Below are 16,884 nucleotides of genomic sequence, written 5' to 3'. Positions count from 1 at the left end.
CTGTTGAGTTCTCAAGGAACGGACGCTTCCTTCGTACTCACCCTCGCGGGTTTTCCTCCGGGCTTCGTTCTTCGTTTCCGACTCTATCAGACTCTTTCGTGTCCGATTCCCGGTCGAAGCGGGATCCTGCTTTTCGCTTTCCAGGTTGCGCTTTCGCGTTTCCCTTTCCGGCGATTCCAACTCTACCAGATTCTCTTCCCGCTCCGTTTACCGGAGTTGGATTTGAATTCGGTGGCCGTTGGGGGGCCTTTCCCTTTCGGGCGGTTCAGACCGTATCAGGTTTCCCCGGGCCGATTTACCGCCCGCTCGCGGGTGCGCCCGGGCACGTGCGTGCTCGGGGGGTTCCTTGAGGCGGGAGACGTAAACGTACTGGAGCGGGGCCCCCGGATGCAAATCCGGTTGCCCCGCTCCTGTGAGGACGCTACGAGGTGGCTACGGAGAGCCTCAGACCTCGACCACGACGGGCAGGATCATCGGGCGGCGGCGGTAGCCGTCCGAGACCCACTTGCCCATGGTGCGGCGGATGAGCTGCTGGATCTGGTGCGGCTCCGCGACGCCGTCCGCCGCCGCGCGGGCGATGGACTCCTCGATCTTCGGCAGGACCGCGGTGAAGGCCGAGTCCTCGATGCCGGAGCCCCTGGCCTGGATGTTCGGGCCGCTCACGATCTTGCCGGTGGTGCTGTCCACCACGACGTAGACCGAGATGATGCCCTCGTCACCGAGGATGCGGCGGTCCTTGAGGGAGGCCTCCGTGACGTCGCCGACCGAGAGGCCGTCGACGTACACGTAACCGGCCTGCACCTTGCCGGTGATCTTGGCCTTGCCGTCGATGAGGTCGACGACCACGCCGTCCTCGGCGATGACGATGCGGTCCTTCGGGACACCCGTCAGCGCGCCGAGCTCGGCGTTGGCGCGCAGGTGGCGCCATTCGCCGTGGACCGGCATGAGGTTGCGCGGCTTGCAGATGTTGTAGAAGTACAGCAGCTCGCCGGCCGAAGCGTGGCCCGAGACGTGCACCTTGGCGTTGCCCTTGTGGACGACGTTGGCGCCCCAGCGGGTCAGGCCGTTGATCACGCGGTAGACCGCGTTCTCGTTGCCCGGGATCAGGGACGACGCGAGGATCACGGTGTCGCCCGGGACGATCCGGATCTGGTGGTCCCGGTTGGCCATGCGGGACAGCGCGGCCATCGGCTCGCCCTGCGAACCCGTGCAGACCAGGACGACCTCGTGGGCCGGCAGGTCGTCGAGGGTCTTGACGTCCACGACGAGCCCGGCCGGGACCCGCAGGTAGCCGAGGTCGCGCGCGATGCCCATGTTGCGGACCATCGAGCGGCCGACGAAGGCGACGCGGCGGCCGTATTCGTGGGCGGCGTCGAGGATCTGCTGGATGCGGTGCACGTGGCTGGCGAAGCTCGCCACGATGATCCGGTTGTTGGCGTTCGCGAAAACCGTGCGCAGGACGCCCGAGATCTCGCGCTCGGGCGGCACGAAGCCGGGGACCTCGGCGTTCGTCGAGTCCGAGAGAAGGAGGTCGATGCCCTCTTCGCTCAGACGCGCGAAGGCGTGCAGGTCGGTGAGGCGGTTGTCCAGCGGGAGCTGGTCCATCTTGAAGTCGCCGGTGCACACGACCATGCCGGCGCCGGTGCGGATGGCCACGGCCAGGGCGTCCGGGATGGAGTGGTTGACCGCGATGAATTCGCAGTCGAAGGGGCCGAGGTTCTCGCGCTCGCCTTCCTTCACCTCAAGGGTGTAGGGGCGGATGCGGTGCTCCTGGAGCTTCGCCTCGATGAGGGCCAGCGTCAGCTTGGAGCCGATCAGCGGGATGTCCGGCTTCTCCCGGAGGAGGTAGGGGACGGCGCCGATGTGGTCCTCGTGGCCGTGCGTGAGGACGATGCCCTCGATGTCGTCCAGCCGGTCCCGGATGGACGAGAAGTCCGGAAGGATCAGGTCGATGCCGGGCTGCTCCTCTTCGGGGAAGAGGACGCCGCAGTCGACGATGAGCAGACGGCCGTCGAACTCGAAGACGGTCATGTTGCGGCCGATCTCACCGAGACCGCCCAGCGGGGTGACCCGGAGGCCGCCCTTCGCGAGCTTCGGCGGGGGACCGAGTTCAGGATGCGGATGGCTCAAAAGTATCTCCTCAACCACACTCGCCACGTACCTGCGAAGGCACGTGGCGGGCATGTCATTCGTGCACTGGTGCACTTGCTGTGTGTCTTGTGGGTGGTGCTGGTGCTGCTTGTTCAGTTGTGAAGTCTGGGGTGTCCGGCAGGGGGTCCGGTGTCAGACCTGTACCCCGCCGGCAGCAAGATCGATCTTGAGCTGAGCCGTCTCTTCGGCGCTCAGCTCGATCAGGGGCAGTCGCAGCGGGCCCGCGGGCAGGCCCTGGAGGTGCAGCGCGCCCTTGGTGGTGATGACGCCCTGCGTGCGGAACATACCCGTGAAGACCGGGAGCAGCTTCTGGTGGATCTCGGCCGCCTTCTGCACGTCTCCGCCGAGGTAGGCCTCCAGCATGGAGCGCAGCTCGGGGGTGACGACGTGGCTCACGACGGAGACGAAGCCGACCGCGCCCACGGACAGCAGGGGCAGGTTCAGCATGTCGTCGCCGGAGTACCAGGCCAGGCCGCTCTGTGCGATGGCCCAGCTGGCACGGCCCAGGTCGCCCTTGGCGTCCTTGTTCGCGACGATACGCGGGTGCTCCCCGAGCCGCACGAGGGTTTCGGTGTTGATCGGGACACCACTGCGGCCGGGGATGTCGTAGAGCATGACCGGCAGCCCGGTCGCGTCCGCGATCGCCGTGAAGTGCCGGTAGAGGCCTTCCTGCGGCGGCTTGCTGTAGTACGGCGTGACCGCGAGCAGGCCGTGTGCGCCGGTGCGCTCGGCCTGGCGGGCCAGCTCCAGGGTGTGCGCGGTGTCGTTGGTGCCGATGCCGGCGACCACGTGGGCGCGGTCTCCGACGGCTTCGAGCACGGCTCGTACGAGGGCGTCTTTCTCCGCGTCGGTGGTGGTCGGGGACTCACCGGTGGTCCCGTTGATGATCAGGCCGTCGTTGCCTGCGTCCACCAAGTGGACGGCGAGCCGCTGCGCGCCGTCGAGGTCGAGTGCGCCATCCGCCGTGAACGGCGTGATCATGGCGGTGAGGACCCGCCCGAAGGGGGTCTGCGGAGTCGAGATCGGAGCCATGGGTAACACGCTACTCGCTGCCACGCTCGCGGTGTCCCCTCGGGGCACGTCAACAGGGTGGTGCCGACCCCGGAAGGCCGGATGGTGTTGGAGCCCGGCACTGCCTGCTCGGGGGTTCAAGCAGTGCCGGGTCCGTTTGATCAGCCTAGATGAACTTTGCGAAACGTCGCAATACGGACACTTCCCGCAAACCTCCGCACATCCGTACGTGCCGGGCGGTGCACGGGATGCGCGGGTTACGGAGCCACACGGCCGTTGGTGTTGAAGGCCGCGTAGGTCAAGGGCATCAGGGAGGCCCAGTGCCGCTCCATCTTTTCGCCGACCATCTCGATCTCCCGCTGCGGGAAGGACGGGACCGCCGCCAGCTCGTGCTGGGTGCGCAGGCCGAGGAAGTGCATGAGCGAGCGCGCGTTGCACGTCGCGTACATCGAGGAGAAGAGCCCCACCGGGAGCACGGCGCGCGCCACTTCGCGCGCCACGCCGGCCGCGAGCATCTCCTGGTACGCCTCGTAGGCCTGACGGTACGAATCCTCCATGACGCGGCCGGTCAGCTCGTGCTGCTCCGCGGTGCCGTCGACGAAGACGTACTTGCCCGGGCGTCCCTCCTGGACGAGCTTGCGCTCGGCGTCCGGGACGTAGAAGACCGGTTCCAGCTCCCTGTAGCGGCCCGATTCCTCGTTGTAGGACCAGCCCACGCGGTGGCGCATGAACTCGCGGAAGACGAAGATCGGGGCGCTGATGAAGAACGTCATCGAGTTGTGCTCGAAGGGGCTGCCGTGGCGGTCCCGCATCAGGTAGTTGATCAGGCCCTTGGAGCGCTCGGGGTCCTTCTGGAGCTCCTCCAGGGACTGCTCCCCGGCCGTGGAGACCCGGGCCGCCCACAGCACGTCGGAGTCGGCGGCGGAGTGCTTCACCAACTCCACCGTGACGTCGCTGCGGAAGCTGGGTTTCGGGTCTGAAGCGGCGGTCTCGCTCACCGGGGTCCTTCCAAAGGGCATCGCTTGGGGCGCGACCACTCTACGGCGCCCGCGCCGGGCCCCCGGACCGCCCCGCGCCCGGCGGCCGGCCGTAAGGTTCGGCTAAATTGCCGAAATCCGGCACCGATCGGACCCGCCGCGCGTCCTTACAGGCAGGGGTTGACCACCAGGGTCGCCGCTCCCCGTACAGGGGCCCGATCGTGAGGAGTGACGTCCATGTTCCGCCGGCGCGAACCCGTCCCGTTCGCCTTCGTCGCCGAGGCCGACCGTTTCCGCAGCAATGTCACCCCGCCGCCGCGCGAGCGTCTCGGCTACGGGCAGATCGCCGCCCGTAGTCTGGTCGGACTGACCGTGGTGGCGGGGCTCGTCGGCTCGCTGCTCTTCGGCATGCCCGCGCTGCAGCCGTACAAGGCACCCGAGAAGACCCAGCAGTCCGAGGCCGCCGAGGGGCATTGAGCCCTGACCCGTCCGGCCCCCCTGAGGTGGTCGGCCGTGACCGGACTGGGTAGCCTCACCGGCACTGCCCTACCGAATGTGCATGTGAGTGAGGATCAGCCGTGCCCCTGCCCTTCCTGACGGCCGAGCACCTCGACGGCGAGGACGATGCCGACGCGGCGCTCCCCCACGACGATCCCGACCGCTGGCGCCGGCCCTACCGGCCCGGCCCCTGGCGGGTCGCCATCGCCGCCGTACTGCTCCTGGTGTCCTCGTTCATGCTGCTCGCGACGATGATCATCGCGTTCGCGGGCGCCTGGGGCGGAGCGGCCGTCTGCGCCGTCGCCGCGCTCGCGGTCGTCGGGACCTCGCTGCGCCTGCTGCGCGCGGGCGTCTGGGTGAGCCGTACGGGGCTGCGCCGGGTGTCGTTCTTCTCGACCCGCTCCGTCCCCTGGTCCCAGGTCGGCGAGGTCCGTACGGTGCAGCAGCCCGTGCGCTGGCTCGGGCTGCCCCGCACGGTGCAGGGCCAGGCGCTGACCATGGCGTCGCGGGACGGGGCCGCGGCTCCGGTCCCTGTGCTGCTCACCGACCACAGCGCGGACTTCCTCGCCCGCACCGAGGCCTTCGACCGGGCCGCGGGCGTGGTCGAGGCCTGGGCCGAGGAGTACCGGGCCGTCCCGGTGGGCTGAGCCGCTCGGGCGGACAACGCAATACCGGGATGCCCGGGAGGCCGTACAGGGATCAGACCTGTACGGCCTTTCCGTCGTGCAGGGCGATCGCCCGCTGCATGGCCTTGCGGGCCCGCGGGGTGTCGCGGGCGTCGTGGTAGGCGACGGCGAGGCGGAACCAGTTGCGCCAGTCCCCCGGCGCGTCCTCGGTCTCGGCCTTGCGGCGCGCGAAGACCTCGTCGGCGGAGTCCCGCAGGATCCGTCCGTACGCGTCCCGCTCCAGCTCGTCCACGGGCAGTCCGCCCTCGGCCTCCAGCTCGGTGGAGAGCTGGTTGGCCCGGGTGACGAACCGGGTGTTCTTCCACAGGAACCACACGCCGACGACGGGCAGGACCAGGACCGACAGCCCGAGCGGGACGGTGATCCAGGTGCCCATGCCGATCAGGGTCACGCCCTGGCGGCCGGCCAGGACGAAGTAGAAGACCAGGACGGCGGCCGTGATGAAGTAGATGATCTTCGCGCGCATAAGGAGTACTACTGCCTGCTCAGCCGAGGTCGAGGAAGTGTTCCAGGCCGAAGGTGAGGCCCGGGGTCTGCGTCACGCGCCGCGCGCCGAGCAGGATGCCCGGCATGAAGCTGCTGTGGTGCAGGGAGTCGTGACGCAGGGTCAGGGTCTCGCCCTGGCCGCCGAGGAGCACCTCCTGGTGGGCGAGGAGGCCCGCCAGGCGGATGGCGTGCACCCTGACGCCGTCCACGTCGGCGCCGCGGGCGCCGTCCAGGGCGGTGACCGTCGCGTCCGGCTGCGGGGCGCAGCCCGCCTCGGCCCGGGCCGCCGCGATGAGCTGCGCCGTGCGGGTCGCCGTACCGGAGGGGGCGTCGACCTTGTTCGGGTGGTGCAGCTCGATGACCTCGACGGACTCGAAGTAGCGGGCCGCCTGGGCCGCGAACTTCATGGTGAGCACGGCGCCGATGGAGAAGTTCGGTGCGATGAGCACACCGGTCTGCGGCGAACCGGAGAGCCAGGTGGTCAGCTGCGCGAGGCGGTCCTCGGTCCAGCCGGTCGTCCCGACCACGGCGTGCATGCCGTGGCGCACGCAGAAGTCGAGGTTGCCCATGACGGATGCGGGGGTGGTCAGCTCGACCACGACCTCGGCGCCGGCCTCGGCCAGCGTCTCCAGCTTGTCCCCGCGGGAGAGGGCGGCGACCAGTTCCATGTCCTCGGCGGCCTCGACGGCCCGGACGGCCTCGGAGCCGATCCGGCCCTTGGCTCCGAGGACGGCCACGCGCAGCTTGCTCATGTCTTTCGCTTCCTTACGTCCGTACGTCCGTGACGGCTTCCGTGCTACGCGACCGCTTCGTCGAGGCGGGCGGCCTGCTTCTCCTTCAGCGGGCCGATCACCGACAGCGAGGGCCGCTGCGCCAGTACATCCTGCGCGACGGCGCGGACCTCGTCCGGAGTGACCTCGCCGATGCGGGCCAGCATGTCGCTGACCGACATCTGGCTGCCCCAGCACAGCTCGCTCTTGCCGATGCGGTTCATCAGGGCGCCGGTGTCCTCCAGGCCGAGGACCGTGGAGCCGGAGAGCTGCCCGATGGCGCGGCGGATCTCGTCGTCGGTGAGCCCGTCGGTGGCGGCCTTGTCCAGTTCGTCCCGGCAGATCCGCAGGACGTCGTGGACCTGGCTGGGGCGGCAGCCCGCGTAGACCCCGAAGAGGCCGGTGTCGGCGAAGCCGGAGGTGTACGAGTACACGCTGTAGGCCAGGCCGCGCTTCTCGCGGACCTCCTGGAAGAGGCGGGAGGACATCCCGCCGCCCAGGGCGGTGTTCAGCACCCCGAGCGCCCAGCGGCGCTCGTCCGTGCGGGCCAGTCCGGGCATCCCGAGGACCACGTGGGCCTGCTCGGTCTTCCGGTTGACCAGCTCGACCTGGCCCGCGACGCGGATCCGGCGGGTGCCGGTGCGCGGGCCGACGGGATCCTGGCCGGTGCCGTCGAAGCCGGCGCGCTCGAAGGCGGTGCGGACCTGGCGGACGACCTTGGCGTGGTCGACGTTGCCCGCGGCGGCCACGACCAGGTGCGTGGGGTCGTAGTGCTTCTTGTAGAAGCGGCGGATCCGGTCGGCGGTCAGCGCGTTGATCGTGTCGACGGTGCCGAGGACGGGGCGGCCCAGCGGGGTGTCGCCCAGCATGGTGTGCGCGAACAGGTCGTGCACGCAGTCGCCCGGGTCGTCCTCGGTCATCGCGATCTCTTCGAGGATGACGCCGCGCTCGGCGTCGACGTCCTCCTCGCGGATCAGCGAGCCGGTGAGCATGTCGCACACCGTGTCGATGGCCAGCGGCAGGTCCGTGTCGAGCACCCGCGCGTAGTAGCAGGTGTACTCCTTCGCCGTGAAGGCGTTCATCTCTCCGCCGACCGCGTCGATCGCGGAGGAGATGTCGAGGGCGCTGCGCTTGGCGGTGCCCTTGAAGAGGAGGTGCTCGAGGTAGTGCGTGGCGCCGTTCAGCGTGGGGGTCTCGTCGCGGGATCCGACGTGGGCCCAGATGCCGAAGGTCGCCGAGCGCACCGACGGCAGCGTCTCGGTGACGATGCGCAGGCCGTTGGGCAGGGTGGTACGGCGGACCGTGCCGATCCCGTTCTCGCCCGGGAGCAGGGTTTGGGTACGGGCGACGGCCCGCACCTCGGAAGAGGTGCGGGCCGTCACTCGGGAACTACGCGACATCACTTGTCGGAGTCGTCCTTGTCAGCGTCGGCGTCGGCGGCCTCGCCGTCGACCACGGGGATCAGCGAGAGCTTGCCGCGGGAGTCGATCTCGGCGATCTCGACCTGGACCTTGGTGCCGACCGCGAGCACGTCCTCGACGTTCTCCACGCGCTTGCCACCGGCGAGCTTGCGGATCTGCGAGATGTGCAGGAGGCCGTCCTTGCCCGGCATGAGGGAAACGAAGGCACCGAAGGTGGTGGTCTTGACGACCGTACCCAGGTAGCGCTCGCCGACCTCCGGCATGGTCGGGTTGGCGATCTGGTTGATCGTGGCGCGGGCGGCCTCGGCGGCCGGACCGTCGGCGGCACCGATGTAGATGGTGCCGTCGTCCTCGATCGTGATCTCGGCGCCGGTGTCCTCCTGGATCTGGTTGATCATCTTGCCCTTGGGGCCGATGACCTCACCGATCTTGTCCACGGGGATCTTGACCGTGATGATCCGCGGGGCGTTGGGGGACATCTCGTCCGGCGTGTCGATCGCTTCCATCATCACGTCGAGGATGTGGAGGCGGGCGTCGCGGGCCTGGGTGAGGGCCGCGGCCAGGACGGAGGCCGGGATGCCGTCCAGCTTGGTGTCCAGCTGGAGGGCGGTCACGAACTCCTTGGTGCCGGCGACCTTGAAGTCCATGTCGCCGAAGGCGTCCTCCGCACCGAGGATGTCGGTGAGGGCGACGTAGTGCGTCTTGCCGTCGATCTCCTGGGAGATCAGGCCCATGGCGATGCCGGCGACGGGGGCCTTCAGCGGCACACCGGCGTTCAGCAGCGACATGGTGGAGGCGCAGACCGAGCCCATGGAGGTCGAGCCGTTGGAGCCGAGGGCCTCGGACACCTGACGGATCGCGTAGGGGAACTCCTCGCGCGTCGGCAGGACCGGCACGATCGCGCGCTCGGCGAGCGCGCCGTGGCCGATCTCGCGGCGCTTCGGCGAACCGACGCGGCCGGTCTCGCCGACCGAGTACGGCGGGAAGTTGTAGTTGTGCATGTAGCGCTTGCGGGTCACCGGGGAGAGGGTGTCCAGCTGCTGCTCCATGCGGAGCATGTTGAGGGTGGTGACGCCCAGGATCTGGGTCTCGCCACGCTCGAACAGCGCCGAGCCGTGCACGCGCGGGATGGCCTCGACCTCGGCGGCGAGGGTACGGATGTCCGTGAGCCCGCGGCCGTCGATGCGGACCTTGTCCTTGATGACGCGCTCGCGGACCAGGGCCTTGGTCAGGCTGCGGTACGCGGCGGAGATCTCCTTCTCGCGGCCTTCGAAGGCCGGGAGGAGCTTCGCGGCGGCGATCTCCTTGACGCGGTCCAGCTCGGCCTCGCGGTCCTGCTTGCCCGCGATGGTCAGCGCCTGGGCGAGGTCGCCCTTGACCGCGGCCGAGAGGGCCTCGAAGACGTCGTCCTGGTAGTCCAGGAAGACCGGGAAGTCGCCGGTGGGCTTGGCGGCCTTCGACGCGAGGTCGGCCTGCGCCTTGCAGAGGACCTTGATGAAGGGCTTCGCGGCGTCCAGACCGGAGGCGACGATCTCCTCGGTGGGGGCCTCGGCGCCGCCCTTGACCAGGGCGATGGTCTTCTCGGTGGCCTCGGCCTCGACCATCATGATCGCGACGTCGCCGTCGTCGAGCACACGGCCGGCGACGACCATGTCGAAGACGGCGTCCTCCAGCTCGGTGTGCGTCGGGAAGGCCACCCACTGGCCGCGGATCAGCGCGACGCGGACGCCGCCGATCGGGCCGGAGAAGGGCAGGCCGGCGAGCTGCGTGGACGCGGACGCGGCGTTGATCGCGATGACGTCGTACAGGTGGTCCGGGTTGAGCGCCATGATCGTGGCGACGACCTGGATCTCGTTGCGCAGGCCCTTCTTGAAGGACGGGCGCAGCGGGCGGTCGATCAGGCGGCAGGTGAGGATCGCGTCCTCGGAGGGCCGGCCCTCGCGACGGAAGAAGGAGCCGGGGATCTTGCCGGCCGCGTACTGCCGCTCCTCGACGTCCACCGTCAGGGGGAAGAAGTCGAGCTGGTCCTTGGGCTTCTTCGACGCGGTGGTGGCGGACAGCACCATCGTGTCGTCGTCCAGGTAGGCAACGGCGGAGCCGGCGGCCTGGCGGGCCAGACGGCCCGTCTCGAAGCGGATGGTGCGGGTGCCGAAGGAACCGTTGTCAATGACGGCCTCGGCGTAGTGGGTCTCGTTCTCCACTAGCGTTTTCTCCATTTTCGTCGTCTCCCGATCCTCCGCCCGTGTGGCGGGGGCCGGTTTTCGGAGAAGCGCTCCTGGCGTGCGGGCCGGTCTTCGATCGAAGCATCCGGTGCGGGGCCCGGCGTACGGACCTTCCGGGTGCCACTACCGAGGACCGGCGGCGTAGGGAGGGCGCTCCTCCTCTTCTGTTGTGCTGCGGAACCAGACTACAAAGCGTCCGGTACGTCCCGCACGTACGGCAAAGGGAGCGGTCCCCTTCTCGCGGGAACCGCTCCCTTCACGGCGTTCTTACTTGGCGCCCGCGGCACCGCGGCGGATGCCGAGGCGCTCGACCAGGATGCGGAAGCGCGCGATGTCCTTCTTGGCCAGGTACTGCAGCAGGCGGCGGCGCTGGCCGACCAGGATCAGCAGGCCACGGCGCGAGTGGTGGTCGTGCTTGTGGGTCTTGAGGTGCTCGGTCAGGTCCGAGATACGGCGGGAGAGCATCGCGACCTGCACCTCGGGGGAGCCGGTGTCGCCCTCCTTGGTGCCGAACTCGGTAAAGATCTGCTTCTTCGTAGCGGCATCGAGCGGCACGCGTACTCCTCGTGATAGGTCTTCGTAGCCACCGAGTGCCCCAGGTCGAATTCTCTGGGGAGCTTCCGTAACTCGGGAGGCGGGTCCGCTGGGCGCAGTTCTCAGAGGCTTCGCAGAAGGCTCCGGGAACGCGTACACAAACGGCCGTCACCCAGACTACCAGGCCTGCGGAGCGGCCCGTCTCAGCTGGTGAGCGCGCGGGCCGAGGCGTACACGTCGAGGACGGCCAGGCACAGCGGGACCAGGCTGAGCAGCACGGCGGCCTCGGTGAGGTCGAGCAGTCGTCCCCAGAAGGGTGACAGACCCTTGCTCGGGATGACGAGCGCGATCATGGCGAGCAGGGCGGCGCCCGCGGCGACGGCGGCCGAGAGCCAGATCGTACGGATGTCCAGACTGCCGTGGTCCCCGTACTGGAGGAGGTCGCGCAGCATGGCGGCCGGCGGGTTCAGGGCCAGGCCGAGGACGAGCAGGGCGATGGCGGCGAGGCCGGCGGCCAGCGTGCACACCACCTGCGAGGTGTAGCGGAAGAGGCGGGCGCGCAGCAGCATGGCGAGTCCGGCGCCCAGGGCGAGGAGCTGGCCCCAGAGGTTGTGGGAGAAGCCGAGGACGGCGGCGGAGCCGACGACGACCGCGGCGCAGCCGCCGACCAGGCCGAGGAGCATCTCGTGGCCGCGCCGAGCCTGGGCGGCGATCAGCTCGGCGTCCAGCGGGGCGCCGGCTTCGGGGGTGTCGGAGGAGGGGTCGCCGTACGCCTCGTTCTCGTGGCGGTCCGGGCTCGCCGCGTACTCGGTGTACTCGTCGGTGGAGCTCTGCGGGGCGGCGTAGCCGATGGGCAGCCGGGCGAAGCGGGCGGAGAGGCCGGGGAGGAAGGCGACCAGCGCGATGGCGGTGGGCGCGCAGACGGAGGCGGTGGCGGTCGCGGAGGCGTCGGTGAGGATCGCGGCGAAGGTGGCGACGGTGCCGGTGGCGGCGAGGAAGGTGGCCGCGACGAAGGGGGCGTCGCCGCTGGGGGTGAGGGCGGCCAGGGCCACGGAGGCGACCAGGACGACGACGCAGCCCAGCAGGAACTGGAGCCGGCCCGGCCCCTGGCCCGCGTCGGGCCCGATGATCCCGGAGCCGGCGATCAGCAGGAGCGGGAGGGCGCCGAGGCCGAGGGCGACGGCGGAGCCGCGGTCGCGGTACACCCGGGCGCGGATGCCCGCGGCGGCGGTGAGCAGGAGGCCGACGGTGCCGGCGATGATGCCGGGCAGGCCGTGCATGTCGTGGCGGACGGGGTCGGCGTACCAGAGGACGAAGCCCATCAGGACGAGCAGCAGGACGGCTCCCGCGAGGCCCGCGCCGCGCAGCATGTCGTCGCTCCAGCGGTGCCGGTCGCGGACCACGGCGGAGGCGACGGCGTCGGAGACGTCGTCGAAGACGGCGGGCGGCAGCGATTCCGCGAAGGGGCGCAGGCTCAGCACTTCGCCGTCGAGCACCTGCTGGCCGGCCAGGGTGCGGGCGCCGTCCAGGACGGTGCCGTCGCGGCGGACCAGGTGGTAGCCGGTGGGGGCGCCGACGGGCTGGGTCTGGCCGGTGAGGCGGAGCAGCTCCGGGTAGACGTCGGCGACGGCGATGTCCTCGGGGAGGGCGACGTCGATGCGGCTGTCCGGGGCCACGACGGTGACCCTGCAGAAACCCGTCGTTGCGGCCGTACTCACCTGTGTGACCCCCTGGTTGGCGGACTCGTCCGACGCGGCCGCGGCGTGTGCCGCGCCCGCGCCGCACGGCTTCCGCGGTGCGGATTCGCGGATGCGCATGCTGCGCGCGGCCACCCTACCGGGCATAAGCCGGACTGTCGGCAAGTAGGATCACCTCCGCGCGGAGGACACCCGCTCCGCACCCGGGACTTGGGGGCGCCGGTATCGACGTCCCGTCCGTTTTCGAGGGATTGATGCTCCGGTGAGCCAGATCGTCGTCAAACGCCCGCCACGGTCGCTGCCGCCCGAAGTACCTTCGGACGAACTGCGGCTGGAGCCTCCGCCGGAGCTCCCGCGCGGGCAGCAGGAAGGCATGGCGATGCAGCTCCTGCCGATGCTCGGCATGGGCTCCTCCGTCGTGTTCTTCTTCATGCCGAACGTGCCGTCGTTCATGCGCATCATGGGTGTGCTGATGCTGGTGTCGACGGTGGGCATGGTGATCGCGCAGATCATGCGGCACCGGCGCGGTACGCAGGGGCAAATGGCCGATGTGCGGCGCGATTACCTCAAGTACCTCGCGCAGACCCGGCGCCAGGTGCGCCGGACCGCGCGGGCGCAGCGCGACGCGCAGCTGTACCTGCACCCGGCGCCCGAGCAGCTGTGGTCGGTGGTGGCCGAGGGCTCGCGTCTGTGGGAGCGGCGGGTCGGCGACGAGGACTTCGGGCAGGCCCGGCTGGGGCTGGGCGCGCAGCGGCTGGCGACGCCGCTGGTGGCGCCGGACACGGCGCCGGTGGACGAGCTGGAGCCGCTGACGGCAGGCGCGATGCAGCGGTTCCTGAAGGTGCACTCGTCGCTGGACGGGCTGCCGGTCGCGGTGTCGGTGCGGGCGTTCTACCACGTGACGGTCTCCGGCGAGCCGGAGGCGGCGCGGGGGACGGCGCGGGCGCTGGTCGCCCAGCTGGCCACGCTGCACTCCCCCGAGGACCTGATGGTGGCCGTGGTGGCCGCGCCGGGCGCCGTGCCGGTGTGGGACTGGACCAAGTGGCTGCCGCACACGCAGGTGCCGGGGCAGGTGGACGGGGCCGGCACGAAGCGGCTGTTCGGCGACGACCTGGGCGAGATCGAGGACCTTCTGGCGGCGCGGCTGGAGGGGCGGCCGCGGTTCAGCCGGGACGTCCAGCCGGTGCTGGACCAGCCGCACATCGTGGTCGTGCTGGACGGCGGGATGGTGCCGCCGGATTCGGTGTTCGCGGCGGCCGAGGGGCTGCAGGGCATCACCATCGTCGAGGTGGTCGCGGGCGAGCTGGACGAGCCGCGCGGCGGGCTGTCGGTCGTGGTGCGGCCGGGGCGGCTGTGGCTGGAGTCGGGCGCGGGCGTCGCGTACGAGGGCGTGCCGGACGTCCTGTCGCTGCCCGCGGCGGAGGCGCTGGCGCGCCAGCTGGCGCCGCTGCGCACGGGCGGCGGGGACGACGACGAGCCGCTGCTCGCCAATCTGGACTTCACGGACCTGCTGAACCTGGGGGACGCGGCCTCCATCGACGTGGCGCGGACCTGGCGGCCGCGCTCGGCCGGTGAACGGCTGCGGGTGCCGATCGGTGTCGGCGAGGGCGGCGCGCCGGTGATGCTGGACCTGAAGGAGGCGGCGCAGGAGGGCATGGGGCCGCACGGCCTGTGCGTGGGCGCGACCGGTTCGGGCAAGTCGGAGCTGCTGCGCACGCTGGTGCTGGGCCTGGCGGTCACGCACACCTCGGAGACGCTGAACTTCGTCCTCGCGGACTTCAAGGGCGGTGCCACCTTCACGGGCATGTCGCAGATGCCGCACGTGGCGGCGGTCATCACCAACCTGGCCGACGACCTGACCCTCGTGGACCGCATGGGCGACTCGATCCGCGGTGAGCTGCAGCGCCGTCAGGAGCTGCTGCGGTCGGCGGGCAACTACGCCAACATGCACGACTACGAGAAGGCGCGGGCGGCGGGCGCCCCGCTGGAGCCGCTGGCCGCGCTGGTGCTGGTCATCGACGAGTTCAGCGAGCTGCTCACGGCGAAGCCCGACTTCATCGACATGTTCATCCAGATCGGCCGGATCGGCCGGTCGCTGGGCGTGCACCTGCTGCTGGCCTCGCAGCGCCTGGAGGAGGGCAAGCTGCGCGGGCTGGACACCTACCTGTCGTACCGGATCGGTCTGCGGACCTTCTCGGCGGCGGAGTCGCGGACCGCGATCGGCGTGCCGGACGCCTACCACCTGCCGTCGGTGCCCGGTTCCGGCTACCTGAAGTTCGGTACCGACGAGATGACCCGCTTCAAGGCGGCGTACGTCTCGGGCACCTACCGCTCGGGCGGTCCCGACCTGTCGGTGGGCCGCTTCCCGCTGGAGCGGCGGCCCGCGCTGTTCACGGCGACGCCGGTGCCGGTGGTCTACGCGGCCCCGGACCCGGCGTACCTGGCGGCGCAGGCGGCGCGCGAGGACGACGCGCTCGCCGACACGGTGCTCGACGTGATCGTGGGGCGGCTGGAGGGCCAGGGCGTGCCCGCGCACCAGGTGTGGCTGCCGCCGCTGGACCAGGCGCCGCCGCTGGACCAGCTGCTGCCGGCGCTGGCGCCCTCGGCGGAGCGCGGGCTGCACGCGGAGGGGTACACGCGGCCCGGCGGGCTCGTGGTCCCGCTCGGCCTCATCGACAAGCCGTTCGAGCAGCGGCGCGAGGTGCTGTACCGGGACTTCTCGGGCGCGGCCGGGCACCTGCTGATCGTCGGCGGCCCGCAGTCGGGCAAGTCGACGCTGATGCGCACGCTGGTGTCGTCGTTCGCGCTCACGCACACCCCGCGCGAGGTGCAGATGTACGGTCTGGACTTCGGCGGCGGCGGTTTCTCCGCGGTGCAGGACCTGCCGCACGTGGGCGGGATCGCCTCGCGGCTGGACCCGGAGCGGGTGCGGCGCACGGTCGCGGAGGTCGCGGGCGTGCTGAACCGGCGCGAGGAGTTCTTCCGCGCGCACTCGATCGACTCGATCGGGACCTACCGGCGGCGGCGCGCGTCGGGCGATCTGGCGGACGAGGCGTTCGGTGACGTCTTCCTGCTGATCGACGGCTGGGGCCAGTTCAAGAACGACTACGAGCAGCTGGAGCCGGTGGTCGCGGACATCGCGGCGCGCGGGCTCGGGTACGGCATCCACGTCGTGCTGACCGCCTCCCGCTACATGGAGGTGCGCGCGGCGCTCAAGGACCAGATCCTGGGGCGCCTGGAGCTGCGCCTCGGTGACGTCATGGACTCGGAGTTCGACCGCAAGGTCGCGGCGAACGTGCCGCAGGGCGCGCCGGGCCGGGGCCAGGTGCCGGAGAAGCTGCACTTCATGTCGGCGCTGCCGCGGGTGGACGGGCAGGCAGGTCCGGAGGAGCTCTCGGAGGCGACCGCCGCGTTCGTGGAGTCCGTACGCACCGGCTGGTCGGGGCCGGGGGCGCCGGCGGTGCGGCTGCTGCCGCGCAAGCTGCCCGCGGACCGGCTGCCGAAGGGCTTCGAGTACCCGCAGCACGGCATCGCGATCGGCATCGACGAGACGAACCTGGAACCGGTCTTCATCGACTTCGAGACCGACCCGTTCTTCCTGATCTTCGGTGAGAGCGAGTCGGGCAAGACGGCGCTGCTGCGGCTGATCGCGAAGCAGATCAGCGAGCGGTACACGCCGGAGCAGGCGCGGATCGTGGTCGGCGACTACCGGCGCACCCTGCTGGAGGCGGTGCCGTCCTCGCACCTGCTGGAGTACGCGCCGATGGCCTCGGCCATGCAGATGCACATGGAGGCGATCGCGACGGTCATGGGCAAGCGCGCCCCGGGCCCGGACATCACCCCGCAGCAGCTGCGCGACCGGAGCTGGTGGACCGGTCCGGAGCTCTTCGTGATCATCGACGACTACGAGCTGGTGTCGACGAACGCGTCGAACCCGCTGGCGCAGCTGGTGGAGAACCTGCCGTTCGCCCGGGACGTGGGCATCCGCTTCATCGTGGCCCGCAGCTCGGCGGGCGCCTCGCGCGGGGCGTACGAGCCCTTCATGCAGCGGGTCAAGGAGCTGGGCGCGCAGGGCCTGATCCTGTCCGGCGACCGCAACGAGGGCGACATCCTGGGCAACGTCCGCGCCCGCCCGATGCCCCCGGGCCGCGGCACCTTCGTCTCCCGCAAGCGCGGCACCCCCCTGATCCAGGCGGGCTGGCTGGCGGACCGGTAGGAGGAACTCCCGGTGGGAAAGCCGCAGTTCGATGACGAGTGGGCCCTGCTCCGCGGCCGGCATGCCGCGGAGCCCGGCGAAGTGGCCGGGGGCCGGGAGCCGGACGTCCACGAGGCCTGTGAAGGAGTGCTGGAGCGGCTGGCGACCTTCCGGAGCCGGGCGGCACTGGTGCCGTTGGACGACCGGGGCGGATTGTGGACCGTGGCCTTCGGGGG

General features: G+C 70.6%; 12 protein-coding genes. 3 read left to right on the top strand and 9 right to left on the bottom strand.

The window, feature by feature from the left end; translation table 11 throughout:
* Nucleotides 1–444 precede the first annotated feature (444 nt).
* The 3 genes from AC0693_RS27985 to thyX form a co-directional block, all read right to left on the bottom strand.
* On the bottom strand, nt 445–2,130 hold the full coding sequence (locus AC0693_RS27985; protein WP_356407688.1) for a ribonuclease J: 1,686 nt from the start codon (nt 2,128–2,130) through the stop codon (nt 445–447).
* A gap of 153 nt (nt 2,131–2,283) precedes the next feature.
* The gene (gene dapA, locus AC0693_RS27980) at nt 2,284–3,183 is read right to left on the bottom strand and encodes a 4-hydroxy-tetrahydrodipicolinate synthase (RefSeq protein WP_478803182.1); all 900 of its coding nucleotides are present in this window, start codon (nt 3,181–3,183) and stop codon (nt 2,284–2,286) included.
* Between the two features lie 236 nt (nt 3,184–3,419).
* On the bottom strand, nt 3,420–4,181 hold the full coding sequence (thyX, locus tag AC0693_RS27975) for an FAD-dependent thymidylate synthase (RefSeq protein WP_469336963.1): 762 nt from the start codon (nt 4,179–4,181) through the stop codon (nt 3,420–3,422).
* Nucleotides 4,182–4,376: 195 nt separating this feature from the next.
* Here thyX and AC0693_RS27970 point away from each other — a divergent pair, with 195 nt between their 5' ends.
* Together AC0693_RS27970 and AC0693_RS27965 are read left to right on the top strand one after the other, a co-directional pair.
* A complete protein-coding gene (locus AC0693_RS27970; protein ID WP_356407696.1) occupies nt 4,377–4,616 on the top strand; it encodes a hypothetical protein in 240 nt (79 codons plus the stop codon).
* A 101-nt stretch (nt 4,617–4,717) separates the two neighbouring features.
* Nucleotides 4,718–5,284, top strand: a complete 567-nt coding sequence (locus AC0693_RS27965; protein ID WP_356407699.1) for a PH domain-containing protein — start codon at nt 4,718–4,720, stop codon at nt 5,282–5,284.
* A gap of 52 nt (nt 5,285–5,336) precedes the next feature.
* On the opposite strand, the gene AC0693_RS27960 is transcribed toward AC0693_RS27965, so the two are convergent.
* The 6 genes from AC0693_RS27960 to eccD form a co-directional block, all read right to left on the bottom strand.
* Entirely contained in the window at nt 5,337–5,789 is a 453-nt protein-coding gene (locus AC0693_RS27960) for a tetratricopeptide repeat protein (RefSeq protein ID WP_356407701.1), read from the bottom strand.
* Nucleotides 5,790–5,808: 19 nt separating this feature from the next.
* The gene (dapB, locus tag AC0693_RS27955) at nt 5,809–6,561 is read right to left on the bottom strand and encodes a 4-hydroxy-tetrahydrodipicolinate reductase (protein ID WP_356407704.1); all 753 of its coding nucleotides are present in this window, start codon (nt 6,559–6,561) and stop codon (nt 5,809–5,811) included.
* A 44-nt stretch (nt 6,562–6,605) separates the two neighbouring features.
* On the bottom strand, nt 6,606–7,982 hold the full coding sequence (locus AC0693_RS27950; RefSeq protein ID WP_469320357.1) for a M16 family metallopeptidase: 1,377 nt from the start codon (nt 7,980–7,982) through the stop codon (nt 6,606–6,608).
* Nucleotides 7,979–10,201: a polyribonucleotide nucleotidyltransferase gene (locus AC0693_RS27945; RefSeq protein ID WP_478803191.1), complete on the bottom strand. Its 2,223-nt coding sequence runs from the start codon at nt 10,199–10,201 to the stop codon at nt 7,979–7,981. The genes AC0693_RS27950 and AC0693_RS27945 overlap by 4 nt, the downstream gene beginning before the upstream one ends.
* Before the next feature lie 288 nt (nt 10,202–10,489).
* Nucleotides 10,490–10,777 carry a 30S ribosomal protein S15 gene (rpsO, locus tag AC0693_RS27940; protein ID WP_356407710.1) on the bottom strand — a complete coding sequence of 96 codons (288 nt, stop codon included), beginning with the start codon at nt 10,775–10,777 and terminating at the stop codon, nt 10,490–10,492.
* A gap of 182 nt (nt 10,778–10,959) precedes the next feature.
* Nucleotides 10,960–12,474 (bottom strand): type VII secretion integral membrane protein EccD, encoded by a 1,515-nt coding sequence (gene eccD, locus AC0693_RS27935; RefSeq protein ID WP_469320358.1) that lies wholly within the window; start codon nt 12,472–12,474, stop codon nt 10,960–10,962.
* A 241-nt stretch (nt 12,475–12,715) separates the two neighbouring features.
* On the opposite strand from eccD, the gene eccCa reads away from it, so the two are divergent.
* Nucleotides 12,716–16,669, top strand: a complete 3,954-nt coding sequence (eccCa, locus tag AC0693_RS27930) for a type VII secretion protein EccCa (RefSeq protein ID WP_356407716.1) — start codon at nt 12,716–12,718, stop codon at nt 16,667–16,669.
* The last annotated feature ends 215 nt before the right edge of the window (nt 16,670–16,884 follow it).

Source organism: Streptomyces sp. NPDC043876, assembly GCF_056435825.1.
Note: the sequence above shows the minus strand (reverse complement) of the source record. Positions and strands in the feature narration are given on the sequence as shown.

Coding starts and splice junctions, on each gene's coding strand:
- dapA (WP_478803182.1), bottom strand. CDS start 3,183: ATGGCTCCGATCTCGACTCCGCAGACCCCCTTCGGGCGGGTCCTCACC.
- AC0693_RS27970 (WP_356407696.1), top strand. CDS start 4,377: ATGTTCCGCCGGCGCGAACCCGTCCCGTTCGCCTTCGTCGCCGAGGCC.
- thyX (WP_469336963.1), bottom strand. CDS start 4,181: ATGCCCTTTGGAAGGACCCCGGTGAGCGAGACCGCCGCTTCAGACCCG.
- AC0693_RS27960 (WP_356407701.1), bottom strand. CDS start 5,789: ATGCGCGCGAAGATCATCTACTTCATCACGGCCGCCGTCCTGGTCTTC.
- dapB (WP_356407704.1), bottom strand. CDS start 6,561: ATGAGCAAGCTGCGCGTGGCCGTCCTCGGAGCCAAGGGCCGGATCGGC.